Annotated in this window: 21 protein-coding genes; 16 read left to right on the top strand and 5 right to left on the bottom strand. The window is 31.3% G+C overall.

Annotated features, from left to right (window positions below):
* Positions 1-100 precede the first annotated feature (100 nt).
* The 9 genes from BXY80_RS03715 to BXY80_RS03675 all read left to right on the top strand — a co-directional run bounded on the left by BXY80_RS03715 (position 101) and on the right by BXY80_RS03675 (position 9810).
* A complete protein-coding gene (locus BXY80_RS03715; RefSeq protein ID WP_120199857.1) occupies positions 101-1138 on the top strand; it encodes a VWA domain-containing protein in 1038 nt (345 codons plus the stop codon).
* Between the two features lie 97 nt (positions 1139-1235).
* Complete coding sequence (locus BXY80_RS03710) at positions 1236-2054, top strand: tetratricopeptide repeat protein (RefSeq protein WP_120199856.1); 819 nt, start codon at positions 1236-1238, stop codon at positions 2052-2054.
* Between the two features lie 16 nt (positions 2055-2070).
* The gene (locus BXY80_RS03705; protein ID WP_120199855.1) at positions 2071-3846 is read left to right on the top strand and encodes a BatD family protein; all 1776 of its coding nucleotides are present in this window, start codon (positions 2071-2073) and stop codon (positions 3844-3846) included.
* Positions 3847-3848: 2 nt separating this feature from the next.
* The gene (locus BXY80_RS03700; protein ID WP_120199854.1) at positions 3849-4607 is read left to right on the top strand and encodes an SH3 domain-containing protein; all 759 of its coding nucleotides are present in this window, start codon (positions 3849-3851) and stop codon (positions 4605-4607) included.
* A 58-nt stretch (positions 4608-4665) separates the two neighbouring features.
* Positions 4666-4947, top strand: a complete 282-nt coding sequence (locus BXY80_RS03695) for a hypothetical protein (RefSeq protein ID WP_120199853.1) — start codon at positions 4666-4668, stop codon at positions 4945-4947.
* 88 nt (positions 4948-5035) lie between these two features.
* Complete coding sequence (locus tag BXY80_RS03690) at positions 5036-6604, top strand: SulP family inorganic anion transporter (RefSeq protein ID WP_120199852.1); 1569 nt, start codon at positions 5036-5038, stop codon at positions 6602-6604.
* A 2-nt stretch (positions 6605-6606) separates the two neighbouring features.
* A complete protein-coding gene (locus BXY80_RS03685) occupies positions 6607-7278 on the top strand; it encodes a DUF2490 domain-containing protein (protein ID WP_120199851.1) in 672 nt (223 codons plus the stop codon).
* A gap of 23 nt (positions 7279-7301) precedes the next feature.
* The gene (locus tag BXY80_RS03680) at positions 7302-9167 is read left to right on the top strand and encodes a SulP family inorganic anion transporter (protein WP_120199850.1); all 1866 of its coding nucleotides are present in this window, start codon (positions 7302-7304) and stop codon (positions 9165-9167) included.
* A gap of 13 nt (positions 9168-9180) precedes the next feature.
* Complete coding sequence (locus tag BXY80_RS03675) at positions 9181-9810, top strand: carbonic anhydrase family protein (RefSeq protein ID WP_120199849.1); 630 nt, start codon at positions 9181-9183, stop codon at positions 9808-9810.
* 76 nt (positions 9811-9886) lie between these two features.
* Here the strand turns inward: BXY80_RS03675 and BXY80_RS03670 are convergent, their stop codons facing one another.
* Positions 9887-10405: a CvpA family protein gene (locus BXY80_RS03670; RefSeq protein WP_120199848.1), complete on the bottom strand. Its 519-nt coding sequence runs from the start codon at positions 10403-10405 to the stop codon at positions 9887-9889.
* Between the two features lie 170 nt (positions 10406-10575).
* Here BXY80_RS03670 and BXY80_RS03665 point away from each other — a divergent pair, with 170 nt between their 5' ends.
* From BXY80_RS03665 to BXY80_RS03650, 4 genes are all read left to right on the top strand, one after another.
* Positions 10576-10932 carry a hypothetical protein gene (locus BXY80_RS03665; protein WP_120199847.1) on the top strand — a complete coding sequence of 119 codons (357 nt, stop codon included), beginning with the start codon at positions 10576-10578 and terminating at the stop codon, positions 10930-10932.
* Between the two features lie 47 nt (positions 10933-10979).
* Complete coding sequence (locus BXY80_RS03660; protein ID WP_147376095.1) at positions 10980-11402, top strand: lipocalin-like domain-containing protein; 423 nt, start codon at positions 10980-10982, stop codon at positions 11400-11402.
* A 93-nt stretch (positions 11403-11495) separates the two neighbouring features.
* Positions 11496-12515: a phenylalanine--tRNA ligase subunit alpha gene (gene pheS / locus BXY80_RS03655; RefSeq protein WP_120199845.1), complete on the top strand. Its 1020-nt coding sequence runs from the start codon at positions 11496-11498 to the stop codon at positions 12513-12515.
* 2 nt (positions 12516-12517) lie between these two features.
* Positions 12518-12913: a hypothetical protein gene (locus BXY80_RS03650; protein ID WP_120199844.1), complete on the top strand. Its 396-nt coding sequence runs from the start codon at positions 12518-12520 to the stop codon at positions 12911-12913.
* Positions 12914-12916: 3 nt separating this feature from the next.
* Here BXY80_RS03650 and BXY80_RS03645 read toward each other — a convergent pair whose 3' ends face one another.
* Entirely contained in the window at positions 12917-13918 is a 1002-nt protein-coding gene (locus BXY80_RS03645; RefSeq protein WP_120199843.1) for an NAD(P)H-dependent glycerol-3-phosphate dehydrogenase, read from the bottom strand.
* 132 nt (positions 13919-14050) lie between these two features.
* Between BXY80_RS03645 and BXY80_RS03640 the strand changes: the two genes are divergently transcribed.
* Positions 14051-14998 (top strand): nicotinic acid mononucleotide adenyltransferase, encoded by a 948-nt coding sequence (locus tag BXY80_RS03640; protein WP_120199842.1) that lies wholly within the window; start codon positions 14051-14053, stop codon positions 14996-14998.
* A 169-nt stretch (positions 14999-15167) separates the two neighbouring features.
* Positions 15168-15665 carry a peptidoglycan-binding protein LysM gene (gene lysM / locus BXY80_RS03635; protein ID WP_120199841.1) on the top strand — a complete coding sequence of 166 codons (498 nt, stop codon included), beginning with the start codon at positions 15168-15170 and terminating at the stop codon, positions 15663-15665.
* 72 nt (positions 15666-15737) lie between these two features.
* Here the strand turns inward: lysM and BXY80_RS03630 are convergent, their stop codons facing one another.
* Positions 15738-17048, bottom strand: a complete 1311-nt coding sequence (locus BXY80_RS03630; RefSeq protein ID WP_120199840.1) for a TlpA family protein disulfide reductase — start codon at positions 17046-17048, stop codon at positions 15738-15740.
* 136 nt (positions 17049-17184) lie between these two features.
* Positions 17185-20553, bottom strand: a complete 3369-nt coding sequence (mfd, locus tag BXY80_RS03625; protein WP_120199839.1) for a transcription-repair coupling factor — start codon at positions 20551-20553, stop codon at positions 17185-17187.
* A gap of 98 nt (positions 20554-20651) precedes the next feature.
* Here mfd and BXY80_RS03620 point away from each other — a divergent pair, with 98 nt between their 5' ends.
* Positions 20652-21083, top strand: a complete 432-nt coding sequence (locus BXY80_RS03620) for a tellurite resistance TerB family protein (protein WP_120199838.1) — start codon at positions 20652-20654, stop codon at positions 21081-21083.
* A 69-nt stretch (positions 21084-21152) separates the two neighbouring features.
* Here the strand turns inward: BXY80_RS03620 and fbp are convergent, their stop codons facing one another.
* Complete coding sequence (fbp, locus tag BXY80_RS03615; RefSeq protein ID WP_120199837.1) at positions 21153-22160, bottom strand: class 1 fructose-bisphosphatase; 1008 nt, start codon at positions 22158-22160, stop codon at positions 21153-21155.
* Positions 22161-22270 lie beyond the last annotated feature (110 nt).

The raw sequence follows: 22270 nt of genomic DNA, 5'->3' as shown, positions 1-22270 counted from the left end.
AGAAGAGAAAAAAAGAGATTGTAGAGTTTGATATTTATAAAACAGTATTGAGTTTGTTGCATACAATTAAACAACTTTACAAAAACAAATAAAACGATTGATGTATCAATTAGAAGAGAAAATATGGTTTTGGATATTGGTGGTTATTCCTGTAATAATCGTGATATTTTTAGTGCTTCAGTTTTGGAAATATAGAATACAAAAAAGGTTTGCAAACAAAGTATCACTAAATAAGTTAAGCCCTAATCAATCACTATTTAAATCCATTCTTAAAGTTATAGTATTGTGCCTAGCATTTGCTTGTATAGCAATAGCATTAGTAAATCCAAAAATTGGTACTAAGTTAGAAACAGTAAAAAGAGAAGGTGTAGATATTGTTTTTGCGGTAGATGTTTCAAAAAGTATGTTGGCAGAAGATATTGCACCAAACCGTTTAGAAAAATCTAAGCAATTAGTTACACAGATTATTAATAACCTAGCAAGTGATCGTGTTGGTATTATTGCTTATGCAGGTAAGGCTTTTCCACAGTTACCAATTACAACAGATTATGCTTCTGCAAAGATGTTTTTACAAAACATGAATACAGATATGTTGTCCTCTCAAGGAACAGCAATTAGCGAAGCTATTGAGTTAGCTAAAACCTATTTTGATAATGAAGAACAAACCAATCGTGTGCTAATCATAATTTCTGATGGAGAAGATCATGGTCAAGCCGCTACAAGTGTTGCCGAAGAAGCCGAAGCCGAAGGAATTAGAATTTTCACAATAGGAGTTGGAAATATTAAAGGAGGTCCAATACCTATAAAACGAAACGGAATAGTGCTTAACTATAAAAAAGACAATAAAGGCGAAACCGTTATTACACGTTTAAACGAAGATACCCTTAAAGATATAGCAAAAGAAGCTGATGGATCGTATATAAATGGCGAAAACACGATTGAGGTTGTAGACCACATTAGAGATGTTTTAAGTAAGATGGATAAAACAGAATTTGAGGCCAAAGAATTTGCCGATTTTAAAGACCAGTTTCAATGGTTTTTGGGCTTAGGGATTTTCTTTTTATTCTTAGATATATTCTTTTTAGAACGAAAAACGGGCTGGTTAAAACGATTAAACTTATTTAATGAAAATTTCTAACCCTTTATTAATCGTCAATTTAAGGCATAAAATTTTATAAATATTTTAACGAACAAAGAAACAAGGTTTTATATCTTGCTCTTTACATAAACATAAAATGAAGAAGTTAATTCTCTTAATAATAGCACTAAACACATTGTTTTCTTTTTCTCAAAATGAGAAAGAAGAAAAAGAGCGTTTGTTGGTTATAAAAAAAGCTAATGATTTAGTGCATGAAGGGAACGAATTAATTAGCGAAGACGATTATATTTCAGCAGAAATGGAATATAGAAAAGCAATGTCTGAGCAACCTACAAGTGTTTCAGCTGCGTTTAATTTAGGAAATTCATATTATAAAAAAGGAAATTACGAAGAAGCATTGTTTCGTCATGAGCAAGCAGCAAAAAATGCAACTTCAAAAGCCGAAAAACATAAAGCATACCATAACATAGGTAATGTTTTAATGCAAAACAAAATGTGTAAAGAAGCAGTAGAAGCTTATAAAAATGCTTTGCGAAATGACCCAACCGATGATGAATCACGTTACAATCTAGCATTAGCCAAAGACTGTGCAGATCAACAAGGTGGTGGAGAAGACGAAAATAAAGATGATAAGAAAGAAGATGAGGACAAAAAAGATGAAGGTGATAACGAAGATGATAAAAAGGATGAAGGCAATCAAGATGATAAGGATAAAAAAGAAGGTGATGATGAAAAAGATGAAGACGGTAAGCCTAAAGATGATAAAAAACAAGATGGAAAAGGTGATGATAAAGAAAAAGAACAACAAAAACCACAGCCAAAACAAGGTCAATTATCACCACAACAAATTAAAAATTTGTTAGAAGCAATGAACAATCAAGAACAAAAAGTTCAAGAAAAAATTAATGCTGAAAAACAAAAAGGAGTAAAAGTGAAAACTGAAAAAGATTGGTAATCTTTTAAAGATAAAAATGAAGTTTATAAAATACATATCAATATTAGCAATTATACTTAGCACAAGTTTAGCTTCGTCTCAAATAAAATTTGAGGCAAAGGTGAGTAAGAAAAAACTAGGTATAAACGAACGGTTGCGTATTGATTTTGAAATGAATAAAGATGGTGACAATTTTAATCCACCAGATTTTGCAAATTTTAAAGTAGTTGGCGGGCCAAATACATCTGTTAGTAATTCTTGGCTTAATGGTAAGCGTTCATATTCTAAAGTTTATAGTTATTTTTTAGCCCCAAAAAAGCGTGGTAATTTTAAAATCAAACAAGCAACGATAGAAATTGATGGCGAGTTATATAAAACGCAGGTTGTAAACATAGAAGTTACAGCAGCAGTAAAACGACCTAATGATCCGCATAATGCAGATAATATTGCATCAGACAACATACACCTTATTGCAGAAATTTCTAATACAAATCCGTACTTAAACGAAGCTATAACTGTGGTTTATAAATTATACGTTTCTACAACAACAGGAGTTAGCAATGTAAGAGAAATTGATAGCCCAAAATACAGTGATTTTTGGAATCAAATTATAAAAAACAAAGGTTTAAAAGTGAAAAACGGAACTTTTAAAGGTGAAGAATACCGCTATGTAGAGTGGTCTAAAGCTGTGTTGTATCCTCAAAAAACTGGAAAACTAGAAATTGAGCCTTTAAGTTTAGATATTACTGTTGAAGTACCTACAAACCGCCGTGATATTTTTGGAGGGCGATTAATGACGCAAGTAAACAAAAGAGTAGCTGCTGGTAGTAAAACCATAAATGTAAAACCTTTGCCAGAACAAGGTAAACCTGAAGATTTTACTGGAGCAGTTGGCGATTTTAAATTTAATGTGATTACATCTAAATCTGAGTTAAATGCTTCAGAATCTTTGCAAGCAAGAGTTGAGGTTACTGGTAACGGTAATTTAAAATTATTTAAGCTGCCAAAACTTAATTTACCAAGCTCATTAGAGGTTTATGAGCCAGAACATATAGAAAATGTTAAAACCAATATAGGAGGCATGCAAGGTTCTATATCAGACAACTATACAATTGTTCCGCAGTATAAAGGTAAATATCCTATACCAAGTATTTCGTTTTCGTATTTTGATATCAATACCAAAACTTATAAACGCGTATCTTCTGGAGAGATTGTAATTGATGTACTTGATGGGCCAACAAACTCATCTAATGCAGATAATAATATTGCAACAATAAACGGTAATAAAAAACAAGTAGTTGTTAATAATGATCAGTTTGCTTTTGTTAAAACAGATGCCAATTTAAAACCAGTTAAACCAACGCATTTCTTTAAATCAACACTGTTTTGGACTGCTCTTTTAGGGCCACTTTTAGCAATTCCTTTAGCATTAGTTTATAGACGAAAAAGAGATGAACGTCAAGCAGATGTTTTCGGTAATAAGGTTAGAAAAGCAGATAGACTTGCCAAACGTTATTTGAGCGAAGCAAAAAAAGCATTAGGTCAAAAAGAAGCATTTTATGTGGCTTTAGAAAAAGCACTACACAATTATTTAAAAGCTAAACTTCATATAGAAACTAGTGATTTTAGCAAAGAAAAAATTCAGAATATATTAACTGAAAGAAAAGTAAATCAAGAAACAATAACAGAGTTTGTTAGTATTTTAGAGCACTGTGAGTTGGCTCGATATACGCCTATTACTAATGTTGAAATGCAACAAGATTTTGATAAATCTGCAAAAACCATTTCTATAATAGATAAAGAAATACATTAAAAGTGAAATTAGTATTTTACATATTAACCTATTTTATTAGCACAATTGCCATTGCTCAAAATGATGCTTTATTTAACGAAGGGAATGCATTATATAATAATGGTAATTATACTGAAGCTTTAGATAAGTATAAAACAATATTAAATTCTGGTGAGCATTCTGCAGAATTATATTTTAATATAGCTAATGCACATTATAAGCTAAACCATATAGCACCGAGTATATACAACTATGAAAAGGCCTTATTGTTAGCACCTAATGATGCTGATATAAAAAACAACGCTGCTTTTGCTCGTAACATGACTGTTGATGCTATAGATGTATTGCCAAAAGTTGGGTTTTCAAAGTTATTGAGTAATATAACACATACGTTTAGTTTTGATGTTTGGGCCGGCTTGGCAGTTGTTTTTATTCTAGGATTTGTATTCTTATTTATTAACTATTATTTCTCTAATTATACATCTAGTAAACGCATGTCTTTTGTGTTTAGCTCCTTATGTCTTTTGTTATCTTTAGTGGCGCTTTCTTTCGCATTTCATAAATACAATCTTGATGATAATTATAATCCTGCAATTGTGTTTGCTCAAGCAAGTGATGTAAAAAGTGAACCTAATTTAAGAAGTGATGAAGCTTTTCAACTTCATGAAGGAACTAAAGTTCAAGTATTAGACTCTGTAAATGATTGGAGAAAAATTAAACTCTCTGATGGTAAAACAGGTTGGATTATTAGTGATGATATTAAATTGATAAAGAATTTTTAAAGCTTCTTTAACAGAATATTTAAAATCTAAACCTATATTTGCCTTTTCATTAAATAATATGAATAAAAATGTAATTGCAATTTTCTTTTCTGTTTTATTTATGGCTTTAATTACTGCGCCATCAATAATCATTGCTGTAGATGATTCTTGCGATGTTTCTATTTTTTACAGTATTACCGAAGAAGAAGAAAAAGAAAGCTTAAAAATAGTCCCTACTAATGAGCTCAGTGAAACTGAGTGTTTATTTGCATCTAATTCAAATGATAATTTGGGTTACTTTTTTAAAAGTTATCTAAATCCGCATATAAATATCCTTTCTCCACCGCCAGATTTTATCTAGTATTTTATTTGTTCGACATTTTTGTCACTTAAAAAAAATTAAAACAAACTATTGATAAAAAATCAATAGGATAAAATCATTATATATAATGTTTAAAACATTAAAAAACGACTTGCCAGCAAGTGTCGTTGTATTTTTTGTAGCATTACCATTATGTTTAGGTATTGCTTTAGCCAGTGGAGCGCCTCTTTTTTCTGGGTTAATAGCTGGAATTATTGGAGGAATTGTAGTTGGAGCGTTAAGCGGCTCTAAAATTGGAGTTAGTGGACCTGCTGCAGGTTTAGCAGCTATTGTATTATTAGCAATAGGAACTTTAGGTGGTTATCAAAACTTTTTGGTAGCTGTTGTATTAGCAGGAATTATTCAAATCATTTTTGGTGTTTTAAAACTAGGAATTATTGGATATTACTTTCCATCTTCTGTAATAAAAGGAATGTTAACTGGTATAGGGATTATCATTATTTTAAAACAGATTCCTCATTTTTTTGGTTATGACAAAGCATTTACCTTATTTAAAGTAAATGGAGAAAGTACAATAACTCAATTATTAAATATTGTTGATCACATTCAAATGGGCTCAACAGTGATTGGACTTGTTGGCTTAGCTATTTTATTACTTTGGGATAAAGTGCTATCTAAAAAAGGTAAAATTTTTCAAATCATTCAAGGCCCTTTGGTTGCAGTAGCTGTTGGAATTATTTTTTTTCTATTAACGCAAGGTAATTCAACATTAGCAATAGAATCATCGCACTTGGTAAGTGTTCCAATTCCTGATAGTGTCGATTCGTTTATAGGACAATTTAGCTTCCCTAATTTTTCAGTAATTACAAGTGGAGATGTTTGGCTTGTTGCGTTTACTATAGCTTTAGTAGCTAGTTTAGAGACACTTTTATGTGTTGAGGCTACAGATAAGTTAGACCCAAATAAAAATGTAACACCAACCAATAGAGAATTATTTGCGCAGGGAACAGGAAATATAATATCTGGTATGATTGGCGGGTTGCCAATTACGCAAGTAATTGTACGTAGTTCCGCAAATATTCAATCTGGAGGACGCAGTAAATTATCTGCTATTTTCCATGGTTTTTTACTACTTATTTCTGTAATAATTATTCCAAGTTTATTAAACATGATTCCGCTATCGGTTTTAGCTGCAGTACTTTTAATTGTAGGTTACAAACTAGCCAAGCCAGCGTTATTTAAAACAATGTATAACTTAGGTTGGAAACAGTTTATTCCTTTTACGGTTACTGTTTTAGGTATTGTATTTATAGACCTTCTTTGGGGAATTGGTCTGGGCTTAACAGTAGGCATTGTAGTTATTTTAATTAAAAGTTTTCAGAACTCACATTTCTTACACAAAGAAGATAAAAGTAATGGCGTTCAGAAAATGAAAATGACCTTAGCAGAAGAAGTAACTTTTTTTAATAAAGGTGCAATTTTAAAAGAACTAGATAAATTACCAGAGAATTCTTATTTAGAGTTGGATGTAAGAAAGACAAGATATTTAGATAATGATATTATTGAAATTCTTGATGATTTTGCTTTTAAGGCTAATGCAAGAAATATAGATATTAAACTCATTTCAGAACGAGGTGTTGTCGAGAATCCACCTAGTTATATTGAATTTTTTAAATTAAGACCATTAACAGCATAAATATGAAAAGAAATAAAAGAATAGTTACAACTTTATTTGCAATGGTTATGTTGTTACCATTTTTTTCTATAGCTCAAGATAGCAACCTTGGTAATTGGCTAATTTATATTGGTAACAAAAAATTAAATTCTAAATGGAATATTCATAACGAGATTCAATATCGAAATTATGATGCCATTGGTGATTTAGAGCAATTACTTTTAAGAACAGGAGTTGGGTATAATCTTACAGAAAATAATAATATATTATTGGGCTATGGTTATATTCTTTCTGAAAACTATGTTGATAATACCGATGAAAAAGTATCAATAAATGAGCATCGTATATTTCAACAATTTACAACTAAGCAATCTTTATGGAAAGTTAAATTGAGTCATCGTTATAGGTTTGAACAACGATTTGTTGAAGATGAGTTTAAAATGAGATTTCGTTATTTTTTAGGATTTAATATTCCGTTTAAAAATGAAGAAAATGACAAAAATTCTTTTTATTTTTCAGCATACAATGAGATATTCTTAAATACAGAATCATCAGTATTCGATAGAAATCGTATTTATGGAGGATTGGGTTATAAGCTAAGCAAAAATATAAAATTGGAGTTAGGCTATATGAATCAAGTTTTTGAAGCATCAAGTAGAGATCAGATAAATATTATATCATTCATTAATTTTTAATAACATTAACCAACACATAAAATATGAAAAATTTATTTTCAAATATTAGAGGAGATGCTTTTGGAGGTATTACAGCAGGTATTGTTGCATTACCTTTAGCACTAGCCTTTGGAGTATCTTCAGGACTAGGACCAACAGCTGGATTGTATGGTGCAATTTTTATTAGCTTTTTTGCAGCATTGTTTGGAGGCACTAGCACACAGATTTCTGGGCCAACAGCGCCAATGACCGCTGTAAGTATGGTTGTTATAGCAGGAATTATTGCAACAAACGATGGCGATGTAAATAAGGCATTACCAGTTATATTAACAGTGTTTTTATTAGCAGGACTAATGCAAATTGGTTTAGGAGTCATAGGCTTAGGAAAGTATATTAGGTACATTCCGTACCCAGTTGTTTCTGGGTTTATGACAGCTATTGGTGTGATTATTTTGTTAACACAAATTTTACCTTCTTTAGGTTATTACCCAAAAGAAGATATGGAGTTTGTTAACGAATTTAAACCAGTTGCAGAAGAAGTCATTTTAGAAAACATCTTAAAAGAAGAAGCCGGAGAAGGCATTTTAGTACTTGAAGATTTTAAAGAAACAATTTCTAGAGCTGGAAAAATTTCTCAAACAGATATTTTAAAAGAGTCTCAAACGCTTGCTGCAAAAGAGGCTTCAGGTGCATTAGGAGCAATTAAAGCATTACCTAGAGCGCTTCAAAGTGTTAATTGGTTAGAGCTTATTTTAGCGCTTGGTACAATTTTTATTATTTACGGTTTTAAAAAGATTACTACAAAAGTTCCTAGTACATTGGTAGCATTAATTGTTATGTCTGGAATTGCTGTTGGATTTGGCTTAGAGTACAGACCTATAGAAGAAATACCTAGCGGACTTCCAGTGCCTAATCTAGAAATATTTACTGCGTTTAATTTAAGTAGTTTGCTACCATATATTTTTACAGCTTTAACATTGGCTTTATTAGGTGCTATTGATTCTTTACTAACTAGTGTAGTAGCAGATAACATGACAAAAACTAAACATAAGCCTAATAAGGAATTAGTTGGTCAAGGAATTGGTAATAGTATAGCTGCTATATTTGGAGGCATTCCTGGAGCCGGCGCAACAATTCGTACAGTAGTAAATATAAATTCTGGAGGTAAAACAAAATTATCTGGTATGATTGCCGGTATAATGCTACTTGTAATTTTATTAGGTTTAGGACCAATAGCATCACAAATTCCTGCTGCTGTTTTAGCAGGAATATTAATTACTGTTGGTATTGGCGTTATGGATTATAAAGGCTTAAGAGCAATACCAAGTTTGCCAAGAGACATTAAATTAGGGCCGCTTAAATTAAGCTCTGAAGTATTAATAATGCTAATAGTTCTATTTTTATCAACATTCTGGAACTTAGTTTACGCTGTAGGTATTGGGCTAGTGATTGCATCATTAATGTTTATGAAAAAAATAGGAGACCTTACAGCCGAACGATCTGATGTTAAAACGTTAAAAGAAGAAGCTTGGAGTGATGAAATTAACTTTCCTAGTAGCCTTAAAGAAGAAGTATTTATTAAGCACATTAAAGGGCCTTTGTTTTTTGGATCTACTAGTGATTTTCAAGCATTAACGCAACAAATTCCTAATACAGCCAAAACAGTAATTTTAAGACTTGGTCGTATGCAATATATGGACCAGTCTGGTTTATATGCGATGGAAGATATGCTTCAAGATTTAAAAACTAAAGATGTAGAGGTTCTATTTGTAGGTTTACTAAAGCAACCTAGATATATGATGGAGCGTATAGATATTATTCCAGATTTTATACCTAATGAGCATATTTTTAAAAGTTTTTCAGAATGCTTAACTTGGGTAAAACAAAACGTAGAAGACACACATAATTAAAAAACAATAAATAATGAAAAATATAGCAATAAATAAAGACGTACAAAGTAGTTTAACACCAGCAGGAGTTTTACAAGACTTATTAGAAGGAAATGACAGATTTGTAAATAATGATACACAAGCTGTAGATAATTCGGCATTAGTTAATCAAACAATTGGAGGACAATTCCCTAAAGCTGTAGTTTTATCTTGTATAGATTCTAGAGTTCCAGTTGAAACTGTTTTAGATCAAGCTATTGGAGATATTTTTGTAGCAAGAGTTGCAGGAAATTTTGAGAACGTAGATATTTTAGGAAGTTTAGAATACTCTTGTAAAGCAGCAGGAAGTAAACTAGTGCTAGTTTTAGGTCATGAATCTTGTGGCGCAGTAAAAGCTGCTTGTGATGGTGTAGAGCTAGGTAATATTACTGCAATGTTAGATAATATTTTACCAGCTGTAAAAAAAGCATCAGATGAGTTTGATGGAGAATTAACATCAGCTAACAAAGATTATGTAGCAAAAACAGTAGAGTATAATGTACAACTAACAATAGATAGAATAAGAGAACGTAGTTCTATTTTAAAAGACATGGAAGACAATGGTGAAATTAAAATTGTTGGTGGTGTTTATAAACTATCTACAGGTCGAGTAGAAATGCTTTAGTATAGTTCAATTTTAAAATTTAAAGCCACTTTTTCGACCGCTGAGCATGTCGAGTGAAGTGGCTTTTTTTTTATGCTTAATTTTCTTGTGTTTCAGTCGTAGTATCTTCTTTTCCTTTATTGAGTATACTAGGAAAAACCATCGGAGCTAGAGATTTCACAGGTTGATATAAAATAGAATCGTTAAGGTCATCTTTATCTGCAAAGGGAATTGTATTATTCATATTATCAAAAACAATAAGTAATATGCTTAAAATCATCCCTATTTTAAGCACTCCAAAAACACCACCAAGTAGTTTGTTTAAAATTCCTAGAGCAGCAAAATCGGCTAGTTTAGTTAACGCTTTTCCAGCAAGTCCTATTACTAATACAATGATGACAAATGTGATTGCAAAGGCAACTATATTAATGTATTTTTCATCCCAATCTACTTTATCTTGAAAAAAAGAAGCAGCAAAATCACTAAAATGTATGGCACCATAAACACCAGCAATTAAAGCAACAAGAGATGCGACTTCAACAAAAAGCCCTTTCATAAAACCCCTTATTAGCCCAAAAAGTAATAAAGCACCTAAAACAATGTCAATAACACTCATAAAAATATAGATTTAAGCAAATATAAAATAATAGTACCATTTAGGTTTAGTAACTTTGTGTCTTTAAATTAGTGAAACTAATATTTTTAAGCATTTATTGCGCATTAAATATTTTTAGTTGAACTAATCCCAAATTTATATCGGGAACTCATGAATTTATAATCTGTTTAATGTCAAGAGACGAACAATTAAAACAACGCTGGGAACTTGTAGTAGAGAAACTATCTACACAATTTGCCGATGGCGAAAAACTAGATTTAGATGCCATCATCTATCTTATAGGAGTACAAGAATTAGGGCAATTGCACCGAAAATATAAAAAAGATCATAAGCTAGACCTTATGCATATTGCAATCTGTAAGCTGTTAACACCTTATGGGTTTTATGAGTTTGATTATGTAGATGAAGATGGTTGGCCTCATTATAAAGTAAAAGAGGAATTGCCGCATCTTAAAGCTGGTGAACAAAGCGTATTAATGAAAGATGCTATTGTAAATTATTTTGTTGAAAATGAATTTATTTCATAATTATTAAAAGTTATATTTGAAAGTATTTAATAAAAAACCCAAACAACGTGAAAAAATTAATTTTGCTTTTTAGTGTATTTGCACTAGTCTTAATGTCTTGCAGCAGTGACGATGATTCTGGTTCTCAAGATCCATTAATTGGTACGTGGACTTATTATAAAACATTTGCTGATGGTGTAGAAGAACCACTAACCGCTTGCGATATGCAAGAAACTTTTGTGTTTAATAGTAACGGAACAGTTTCATATAAATATTATGAAATAATAGGAGGTGTTTGCGAGCTAGAAGAATCTGCTTCTGGTACATGGACAAATGATGGTAATGGTATCTACACCAGTATACTTGATGGGGAATCTACTTCTCAAGAAATAACTTTTGATGGCAATACACATTATTTTGAATATTCAGAGATAGTAGGTACATCAGATCCAGTGATTATTATATATAGAGAAGTTTTTATTAGAAATTAATTTCTTAAACTTTAAATTATGCACCTTCTATTGAGAAGGTGTTTTTTTATGCACAAATTTCACTAAATTTGCAGTCATTTTCGAATTGATATTATGATAGATAAGATTAAAGAACTCATTGCTGAAGCCGAAGCATTTAAAGCACAATCTAAAGAAGAGGTTGAGGCATTTCGTATCAAGTATTTAGGTAAAAAAGGATTACTTAACGACTATTTTGCTGAGTTTAAAAATGTAGCAAATGAACAAAAGAAAGAGTTTGGGCAAACTATAAATCAGCTTAAAAAAACAGCTGAAGATAAAGTAAACGCTTTAAAAGAAGAATTAGAAAGTAAGGAAGAAGTAAAAGGTATCTATGGCGATTTATCTAGACCAGGAGAACCAATTGAGCTAGGCGCTCGTCATCCTATATCTATTGTTAAAAACCAAATTATAGATATCTTTTCACGTATAGGTTTTAATGTTAGTGAAGGTCCTGAGATTGAAGATGATTGGCACAATTTTACAGCCTTAAACTTACCAGAATATCATCCTGCTCGAGATATGCAAGATACATTCTTCATTCAAACAGATCCAGATATTTTATTACGTACACATACAAGTTCTGTACAAGTGCGTTATATGGAAAATAATAAACCACCAATACGTACAATTTCTCCAGGACGTGTGTTTAGAAACGAAGCAATTTCTGCACGATCACATTGTTTCTTTCACCAGGTAGAAGGCTTGTATATTGATAAAGATGTAAGTTTTGCCGATTTAAAACAGACTTTACAGTATTTTACAACAGAGCTTTTTGGGAAATCTAAAATACGTTTAAGACCATCATACTTCCCGTTTACAGAACCTAGTGCTGAGGTAGATGTCTATTGGGGATTAGAGACTGAAACCGATTATAAAATGACCAAAGGAACAGGTTGGTTAGAAATTATGGGTTGTGGTATGGTAGATCCTAATGTATTAGAAAACTGCGGTATTGACTCAAAAGAATATTCAGGATTTGCATTTGGTATGGGAATTGACCGTATTGCATTGTTGTTACACCAAATAAGTGATATTCGTTTGTTGAGTGAAAATGATGTACGTTTTTTAGAACAGTTTAAGTCTGCCCTTTAGTTTTGAAAAAAGATATTCAAATTCCAAAAGTTGAAGACGTTTATGTTGCCGTTGTAAATGAGTATAACGACATCTACAAAACACAAGATTGGAATGCTTATATTATTAATGACAAGACTGTAGATTTAGATGTTGTACTTATTGTAACCAACGGCTATTCTAAAGACAAAACAACTTCTGTTTTTAGAAAAAAACTAGATAAACTTCCCGCCAAAAGCTATGCAAAGATTGAACTGATGCAAGAAGAACTTTTTGCTTTAAACAATCAATTTAAGGTTACTTTTTTTGAAGGAAATACCATGTATGATAAAACGTTTCTATTCAGAAAAAACACGATTAACTTAAAAGCGTTGCAACCAATTCCTTTAATGGAGTCTAAAGGAATTTTGGTTAAGTAAACTTTAATCTAATTTATCTGTTAGTTTCTTAAATGTAACTTTGGGGTCTTTACCTTCATATAAAATACCATAAACCGCATTTATAATTGGCAGTTTTGTTTTTTTAGTATTCTTTTCGTTTAGTAAATGTGCACTTTTTGTGGCGTAATAACCTTCTGCAATCATGCTCATTTCTAATTGAGCAGATTTAACAGTGTAACCTTTACCAATCATATTACCAAACATTCTGTTTCTAGAAAACACAGAATAGCCAGTTACTAATAAATCACCTAAATAAGCAGAGTTATTAATATTACGTTTCATTTTATGCATCTTCTTTATAAAACGTTTCATTTCACGAATAGCATTACTCATTAACACGCTCTGAAAGTTATCACCATAACCCAAACCATGAGCAATACCTGCTGCTATAGCATAAATGTTTTTAAGCATTACTGCATATTCAGTACCAATAATATCGTCACTGATTTTTGTTTTAATATATCTGCTTGACAATGCATCTGCAAGAGCTTGCGCTTTAGTTGCATCTACACAAGAAATTGTAAGGTAAGATAAGCGTTCAAGTGCAACTTCTTCGGCATGACATGGTCCTGCAATAACCCCAATGTTTTCAAAAGGTATTTTATAAATATCATGAAAATGTTCGCCAACCAATAAACCAGATTCAGGAATAATCCCTTTTACAGCAGAAACAATCGTTTTTTTAGAAATATCGACCGTTAATTTTTTTAATTCAGAATGCATAAATGCCGAAGGAATAACAAAAATTAGAACATCTGCCCAGCTCGCTATGTCATTAATATCGTTACTAATTTTTAGCTGTTCTAAATGAAACTCTACAGAGCTTAGATAGCTAGGATTATGTTTTTCCTTTAGTAAGTGTTCTTTGGTATAAATGCTTCGCATATACCAACCAATTTCGTTTTCGTTTTCACAAAGCATTTTTACAATTGCGGTTGCCCAACTACCAGAACCAAAAACAGCATATTTTAATGAGTTACTCATAAAAAGGAATAAAGTGTTAGTACATCAAAAGTACATAAAATTTGAGTCTTTATAATTATTATAAAAGTAAGGATTAGGTTTTTGGCACGTGTTTTGAAACCTATTTTATAATAACCCTAAAAATGCTAGATTATGAAGACTTTAAAAATACTCTTAGGCTTTGTTTTAATAACAACATTATTCACTTCTTGTCATACAGAAGTATTAGTAGATGATTATACGCATGAACCTGGTATTTCATTAAATCAATTATTGAATACTCATGAGCTTTGGTACGTAGATATAAATCAAACATTAGGCTCTGGAGAGACTCCTTTTTTACAAATAGCATTTACACTATCGTTTAGAAACGGTGTGTTGTATGCAAATAATAATTTAGTAGGCTTTGGAAGCCAAGGCAACGGTTTTGGTATTGATGTAGGAACCTATAATACGTCTAACATGATTTTAGATATATATCATGATATTGATGGTTACCAAACGTTTGATGTCTATCAAATAGATAGTAATACAATAGAGTTGTATAATCCATATAACGATACATCATATTTTTTAAATGGTTACCAACGTAACACTTTTGATTATGATTATGTGTTTAATGATAACATTCATTATTTCTTACAAGAATATGAAGCTTGGGAAAAAACATTTACAAGTGAAATGGGTGTTTTAAATGAATTTGACGAAGAAAACTATTTACAGTTTCTATCTGGCGGTAACGACTCAGAGTTTAGAAGTTCACAAGATATAAACATTGCTTCGCCAAGTAATATCTATTGGGATTACACAGGTGTTTATGGTGTTGGCGATATAACAGGTAATATGTATTTAAAAACATTAACATTAGATTATGACTTCTTTGACAATGAGTATTTCGAGTTGAGCGTTATTAATGACCAACGTATAAAACTATTTCACCCATCATCAGGAACCATATATGAGTTTACAGGTAGAGGTTATATACAGTTTTTAAGACAAGGAAGTAATGGTGAAGGAAAAATGTCAAGTCAAAAAGAATTAAAAAAGCGTAAGCAAAAAACAAAGAAAAAAGAAAACCCAAGAACAAATACAAGAAGCTAAATTTTGGTTGGTTATTTAGTTTCCAAAGCACTCATTTAATTAATTTTAAATGAGTGCTTTCTTTTTATTATAAATTAAAGTGACAATTTAATTTTTGTTGTGTCTAAAAATTGTAAGGTTATTATTAACTTTATAAAACAATTATTAACCCTTAAAAATATTTATAACCATGGGATTATTTTCATTTATTAAAAATGCAGGAGCAAAAGTTTTTGGAATTGGAAAAACAACTGAAGAAGAAGCTGCTGAAGCAAAAGCAAAAGCTGCTGCTGCAGAACTTAGAGTAGAAGAAGCTGCTGCTAAAAACTTAGAGCAAACAATAAACGATTTAGCATTACAAGTAAAAAACTTAGATATATTTATTGATGATGATATGGCAAGAGTATCGGGTATGGCATATGACCAAGCTACAAAAGAAAAAGTAGTTTTAGTTATAGGTAATACAGATGGTATTGCTACAGTAGATGATCAAATGACAGTTGAGCACGTTCAACCAGAAGCACAATTTCATACAGTAGTAAGTGGAGATACTTTAGGTAAAATTGCAAAAAACTATTATGGAAATGCAATGGCATATCCTACAATTTTTGAAGCAAACAAACCAATGCTTACAGATCCAGATAAAATTTACCCAGGTCAAGTTTTACGTATACCTGCTTTAGATTAATTCTAAGAATAGCTAATTTAAAAAGCCAACGCATTGCGTTGGCTTTTTTGTTTTTTAGTATTTACTTATGTATTATTTTAAGACTTGTTTTAATGCTTCAGCATCATAAGGCTTAGCTATAATTGTTTTGTTTTTGTCTAATAAAAAATAAGATGGTGTTGATTTTACGCCATATTGATTAGAAACTGGGTTTTCCCATTTCTGTAAACCTAACACATGTATAAAATCTGGGAAATTTGCAATCTCTTTTCGCCAGCTTGCTGCTTCATCTTCTAGCCCAAAAGCAATAACTTTTAAATTGGGTTTTGTAGCAAGTAAGTCTTTTACCTTTGGTAATTCGTCTAAACAATGGCCACATGCACTACTCCAAAAAATAACAAGATATTGATCTGCAATGTCTAAGTCATGTAGATTGGTTGTAGATGTCTTTCCGTTGTTGGTTATTGCTAAATCAAAGTTCTGAGCTTTCATACCTATAGCGTTATTTTTATAAACAACTAGGTCTTCTAGTAAAGTTGAGTATCCAGTTTGCTCAGCTAATTGTAATAAATAATTGTCTGCCATATAATTTGCAACAGTTTCATTTTCTTGTTGTGTAAAACGCCTCCAAATTAGTTCTAATAGGATGGTTTTAATCTTAAAGTTGCCATCGCCTATACTAATAACTAAATTATCTATATCTTTTTTATAAGTTTCAATATCTGTATTTGCCGAAATACCAAATACGTATGCTAAAACACGGTCAACTAAAAAATCTGAACTCTGTAATAATGGGTTGCTAAAATCTATATGCTTAAGATAGTTTTTCTTTAGATTACTAGAGTAGGTTGTTATGTCTTCAAAATATGCTGGAATATAAGGTCTGTTTGCTTTTATAAATGTAGAAGCCATTGTTCCTTTTGAAGCATCTTCAAAAGCTGTTTGTGTATCTTTTAAGGTTTTAAAAATATCGTTAAACCCTTTTTCATCAGTGTTTTCTTTGGTGTAAAAATTACTAATAGTCATATTAACTAGCTCCATGCTTTTAGTATATGATGACCAAAGTTTGTTTTCGTTAGACTCGGTAAACTCTAAACCTTTTTCTAAGCTAAACGTTAATGAAACATCTTCATTACCATTATAAATAAAATCAAAGTTATTTTCTTCTGGAGGCAAAGCGTACACAATTTTATATAATCCAGCTGTAGCTGTAGAGTCTAGTGTAATACTAAAACTGCCATCAGCTTCTAATTTTCCTCTATTAATATAATCTGATCCTGTTGGTGTAGATTGATATAAAAAGGCATATGTAAATTCGTTTGCAGGAGAAAAGATACCATTAATTTTATGTTGAGCACATAATACTGTTGGTAGTAATGCAATTAAAAATAATAGTTTTTTCATGTGTTTAATTCTATTGTTTTTTTTATGGTCACATGTTGTTCGCTATTAATCACACCCTAATGTGATAAGCTTTTTAACATGCTCGTTTCATCTGTTTAAATTAATGTTTTTTAAATCACTTTGCTGTTTTCAATAATTAAGCCAAAATGGGCTGTAATACTTTTAAAGCTTGTTCTATAGATTTTATGTTTTCAAAAGTAAGTAATAAACGTAAACCATTTCTGGTTTGTTTTTCTTTCATTTTACATGCTGTAGGATTTGCTTGTACAAATTGTAACACTTTTGTAAACCCAGAACTTTGATAAAAAGCGCTCTGTTGATCATTAATAAAATAACCAATGAGTTTGTTTTGTTTCATGATTACTTTTTCTAAACCTATTTTAGTAGCAATCCACTTTATACGTACACTATTTAGTAAATCTATAACCTGAATTGGTAACTCGCCAAAACGGTCTACAATTTCAGTTTCAAATTTTTGAAGTTCTGCTTCGGTTTTTAAATTATTTAGCTGTGTATAAAGGTTTAAGCGTTCGGTAATATTGTTTACATAATCATCAGGAAACAGAAGTTCAAAACTGGTGTCTATAGTAATATCTTTAACGTAGTCTTTTTCTTTGCCATCATCTTGATATAAATCTTTAAATTCAGTTTCTTTAAGTTCTTCAATCGCTTCATTTAATATTTTTTGATACGTATCAAACCCTATTTCATTTATAAAACCACTTTGTTCTCCACCAAGTAAATCACCAGCACCACGAATTTCTAAATCTTTCATAGCAATATTAAATCCGCTTCCTAATTCAGTAAATTGTTCTAAAGCGGTAATACGTTTTCTAGCATCATTTGTCATAGCAGAATATTCTGGAGTAATAAAATAGCAAAACGCTTTTTTATTACTTCTACCAACACGACCACGCATTTGGTGTAAGTCACTCAAACCAAAATTATTGGCATTATTAATAAAAATGGTGTTTGCATTAGGTACATCTAAACCACTTTCAACAATAGTTGTACTTACCAAAACATCAAATGCGCCATTCATAAAAGCAAGCATGAGTTGTTCTAGTTTTTTACCATCAAGTTGCCCATGACCAATACCAATTTTTGCATCAGGAACCAATCGCTGAATCATACCAGCAACTTCTTTAATGTTTTCAATACGGTTATGAATGAAGAAAACTTGTCCGCCACGTTGTATCTCATAGGTTACGGCATCACGAATAGTTTCTTCATTAAAACGAATTACATGACTTTCAATTGGGTATCTATTTGGAGGTGGCGTTGTAATTACAGATAAATCTCTAGCAGCCATTAAACTAAACTGAAGCGTTCTAGGAATTGGCGTTGCGGTTAATGTTAAAACATCAACATTATCTTTAAGTGTTTTTAATTTTTCTTTTACAGCAACTCCAAATTTTTGTTCTTCATCAACAATAAGTAACCCTAAATCTTTAAATTTTACGTTTTTATTCACGAGTTGGTGTGTACCAATAATAATATCAACCTTACCTGCTTCAAGTTCTTCAAGTGTAATACGTTTTTCTTTTGCTGTTCTAAAACGGTTTAAGTAATCTACCGTTACAGGAAAGTTTTTTAAACGCTCGCTAAAGGTTTTTTGATGCTGATAAGCTAAAATTGTTGTTGGCACTAAAACCGCAACTTGCTTTCCGTTATCTACAGCTTTAAATGCAGCACGAATAGCAACTTCGGTTTTTCCAAAACCTACATCACCACAAACTAAGCGATCCATTGGGCGCTCACTTTCCATATCAACTTTAATATCTGCTGTAGCTGTTGTTTGGTCAGGTGTATCTTCATACACAAAAGAAGCTTCTAATTCATGTTGCATATAGCTATCTGGATTGTATTGATAGCCTTTTTCTAATTTGCGTTTGGCATAGAGTTTAATAAGATTAAAAGCAATTTCTTTAACTCTAGATTTTGTTTTTTGTTTAAGGGTTTTCCAAGCTTTGCTTCCTAATTTATAAATCTTTGGTGGCTTTCCATCTTTACCATTAAACTTGGTGATTTTATGTAAAGAATGTATGCTTAAATACAGCACATCTCGTTCACCATAAACTAATTTTATAGCTTCTTGTTTTTTACCTTCTACATCTATTTTTTGTAAACCTCCAAATTTACCAATACCATGATCTATATGCGTAACATAATCGCCAATGTCTAAATTTGTAAGCTCTTTTAATGTGATGGCTTGCTTTTTTGCATATCCATTTTTTAAATGGAATTTATGATAGCGTTCAAAGATTTGATGATCTGTATAACACGTAATTTTTTGGTCGTTATCTTTAAATCCTTGATATAAAGAAGCGACTATGGTTTTATAGTGCACATCTTGATCTAGATCTTCAAAAATATCATGAAACCGTGTTGCTTGTTGTTCTGTTGCACAAGCAATATAATTTGTAAATCCCTTGTTGTGATTAGCATTTAAATCGTCAATTAAAAGATTAAATTGTTTATTAAAAGAAGGTTGAGGTTTTGTGTTGAATTCAATAGCCTGAGTCGCTTGGTTGCTGAGCGCAGTCGAAGCACCAAACTCTACCAAAGTAAAATCTAGTAATTGCTTTTTTAACAATTTAGAATTGCAAAATAATTCTTCAGGTTTTGAATGATTTATCGTTTCTGATAATGTTTTAAATGTTTTAGAAGCTTTATCAAAAAAATCATCAATTCTAGAAAATAATAATTCTGAATTTTTAGAAAACACCACTGTTTTAGAAGCTATATATTTTAAGAAACTCTGTCTGCTTTCGTCTAAAAACTTGTTGGCAACATTTGGTATGATGCTTATCTTTTTTATTTGTTCTGTAGAGAGTTGAGTTTCTACGTCAAAGGTTCTAATACTATCCACTTCATCACCAAAAAACTCAATTCTGTAGGGTTCGTCATGCGAAAATGAAAATACATCAACAATGCCACCTCGTACAGAAAACTCTCCAGGTTCGGTAACAAAATCAACGCGTTTAAATTTGTATTCAAACAGCACTTCGTTTACAAAGTCTATCGATAAATTATCGTTTACAGCAACTTTTAATGTATTTTTTTCAAGCTCGCGACGTGTAACAACTTTTTCAAAAAGCGCATCTGGATAGGTAACAATAATAGCTGGTTTTTTGCGCGAATTAATTCGGTTTAAAACTTCGGCTCTAAGTAGCACATTAGCATTATCAGTTTCTTCAATTTGATAAGGTCTTCTATAACTTCCAGGATAGAAAAGAACATCTTTATCATTAAGTAAAACCTCTAAATCATTAAGATAGAAAGCAGCTTCTTCTTTATCATTAAAAATAAGTAAGAATGGCTTGTCTGCTTGTTTAAAACTTTCTGTTAAAACAAGCGATAAAGCAGATCCAACAAGACCTTTTAAATGGGTTCTACTCTTGTTTTGAGCAGAGTCGAAAGGTTGTGTTTTGGCAATAGCAATCTGCAGATTTTGCGTTTGCAAAGCCTGAGCATATGTTTGCGAGAGAATGGATTTACTCAAGTCAATTTATTTTGTGCAAATATAAAAATTTTGTTGGATGAGTATTGATAAAATGTATTAATAAAACTATCTTTGCAGTACTTTAAAAACAAGAATATATGTCATTTTCAGATTTATTTGATAGCGGATTTAAAAAGCGTAACCAAGATCATTTTGCTGCCATAGTTAGAGTTGCAATGGATGATGGTGTTATAAGCGAAGAAGAACAAGCATTTTTAGATCGATTAGCTAGAAATTTAGATATTAGTGAGTCAGAATACAAGGAGATTTTGAAGGATTATGCTACGCATCCAATTAGCCCTCCAATGTTATATAATAGACGTTTAGAGCGTTTGTACGATTTATCTCGTATGGTTTATGTCGATCATATTAAAGGAGATCATGAAGAGGTTGTGTTAAGAAAAATTGCTGTAGGACTTGGGTTTTCTCCAGAGAATGTAAAGTATGTTGTTGACAAAGCATTAACCCTTGTAAGCAACGGTGTTGATATAGATACGTTTATAGAAGAAATAAAAATGATGAATAGATAGACATCTATTAATTAAAAATATATAAAGCGAACTAATCACTGGGTAAAATTGAAGTGTAGTTCGCTTTTTTTATTGTGCATTACGCATAAACTCTTCTGCTTTTTCTACCATATTTTTGCTTCCACAAATAAATGGAACACGTTGATGTAGCTCAGTTGGTTCTATATCCATAATTCTAGTAAACCCATCACTAGCCTTACCATTGGCTTGCTCAGCAAGATAAGCCATAGGATTACACTCATAAAGTAAACGTAATTTTCCGTTTGAGTTTTTAGAACTTTTAGGATACATATAAATGCCTCCTTTAATCATATTTCTATGAAAATCTGAAACTAATGATCCAATATATCTTGAGGTATATGGTCGGTCTCCTTCTTCCATTTGGCAATATTTTATGTAGTCTTTCATGCCTTGAGGGAAGTGGATATAGTTTCCTTCATTTACAGAATAAATTTTTCCGTCTTCAGGAAAACTCATATCAGGATGTGATAAATAAAATGTGCCAATAGCAGGATTTAATGTAAAGCCATTAACACCATCTCCAGTAGTGTAAACGAGCATTGTTGAGGTTCCGTAAACCACATAACCAGCAGCAACTTGTTGATTTCCTTTTTGAAGAAAATCTTCAATAGTAACAGGAGTTCCTACTGGAGTAACACGCCTGTAAATTGAAAAAATAGTACCTACAGAAACATTAACATCAATATTAGACGAACCATCTAAAGGGTCTATTAATACAATATATTTATTTTGATTGTTTTCGTCTTGACTATTTATACTTATAAAATCGTCTTCTTCTTCACTAGCAATACCACAAACAATATTTCTATTGGTTAGTGTTTGTATAAATTTATCATTAGCATATACGTCTAATTTTTGTTGGTCTTCACCTTGAATGTTAGTATCACCAGCAGCTCCAATAATATCTACTAAACCAGCTTTGTTAACTTCGTGATTTACCACTTTTGCGGCTAATCTAATCGAGTTGATTAATCGAGACAATTCTCCAGAAGTGTATTTAAATGACGATTGATTTTCTATAATAAATTCACCAAGAGTTTGGTTTTTTTGAGACATGCTAAGCTAGTTGTTTGTTTTTACAAATATCGCATTTTTTAGTAAACTATTACGTTTTCGTTTCATTTTAATAGAGCTAAAGATTTAACTTTTTAAACTATCTTTGATTT

It is taken from the genome of Ichthyenterobacterium magnum, assembly GCF_003610635.1.
GTDB classification, from domain to species: domain Bacteria; phylum Bacteroidota; class Bacteroidia; order Flavobacteriales; family Flavobacteriaceae; genus Ichthyenterobacterium; species Ichthyenterobacterium magnum.
This window is presented reverse-complemented; position numbering and strand designations above follow the sequence as displayed.

Coding starts and splice junctions, on each gene's coding strand:
- BXY80_RS03715 (WP_120199857.1), top strand. CDS start 101: ATGTATCAATTAGAAGAGAAAATATGGTTTTGGATATTGGTGGTTATT.
- BXY80_RS03710 (WP_120199856.1), top strand. CDS start 1,236: ATGAAGAAGTTAATTCTCTTAATAATAGCACTAAACACATTGTTTTCT.
- BXY80_RS03705 (WP_120199855.1), top strand. CDS start 2,071: ATGAAGTTTATAAAATACATATCAATATTAGCAATTATACTTAGCACA.
- BXY80_RS03695 (WP_120199853.1), top strand. CDS start 4,666: ATGAATAAAAATGTAATTGCAATTTTCTTTTCTGTTTTATTTATGGCT.
- BXY80_RS03690 (WP_120199852.1), top strand. CDS start 5,036: ATGTTTAAAACATTAAAAAACGACTTGCCAGCAAGTGTCGTTGTATTT.
- BXY80_RS03685 (WP_120199851.1), top strand. CDS start 6,607: ATGAAAAGAAATAAAAGAATAGTTACAACTTTATTTGCAATGGTTATG.
- BXY80_RS03680 (WP_120199850.1), top strand. CDS start 7,302: ATGAAAAATTTATTTTCAAATATTAGAGGAGATGCTTTTGGAGGTATT.
- BXY80_RS03675 (WP_120199849.1), top strand. CDS start 9,181: ATGAAAAATATAGCAATAAATAAAGACGTACAAAGTAGTTTAACACCA.
- BXY80_RS03670 (WP_120199848.1), bottom strand. CDS start 10,405: ATGAGTGTTATTGACATTGTTTTAGGTGCTTTATTACTTTTTGGGCTA.
- BXY80_RS03665 (WP_120199847.1), top strand. CDS start 10,576: ATGTCAAGAGACGAACAATTAAAACAACGCTGGGAACTTGTAGTAGAG.
- pheS (WP_120199845.1), top strand. CDS start 11,496: ATGATAGATAAGATTAAAGAACTCATTGCTGAAGCCGAAGCATTTAAA.
- BXY80_RS03645 (WP_120199843.1), bottom strand. CDS start 13,918: ATGAGTAACTCATTAAAATATGCTGTTTTTGGTTCTGGTAGTTGGGCA.
- BXY80_RS03640 (WP_120199842.1), top strand. CDS start 14,051: ATGAAGACTTTAAAAATACTCTTAGGCTTTGTTTTAATAACAACATTA.
- lysM (WP_120199841.1), top strand. CDS start 15,168: ATGGGATTATTTTCATTTATTAAAAATGCAGGAGCAAAAGTTTTTGGA.
- BXY80_RS03630 (WP_120199840.1), bottom strand. CDS start 17,048: ATGAAAAAACTATTATTTTTAATTGCATTACTACCAACAGTATTATGT.
- BXY80_RS03620 (WP_120199838.1), top strand. CDS start 20,652: ATGTCATTTTCAGATTTATTTGATAGCGGATTTAAAAAGCGTAACCAA.
- fbp (WP_120199837.1), bottom strand. CDS start 22,160: ATGTCTCAAAAAAACCAAACTCTTGGTGAATTTATTATAGAAAATCAA.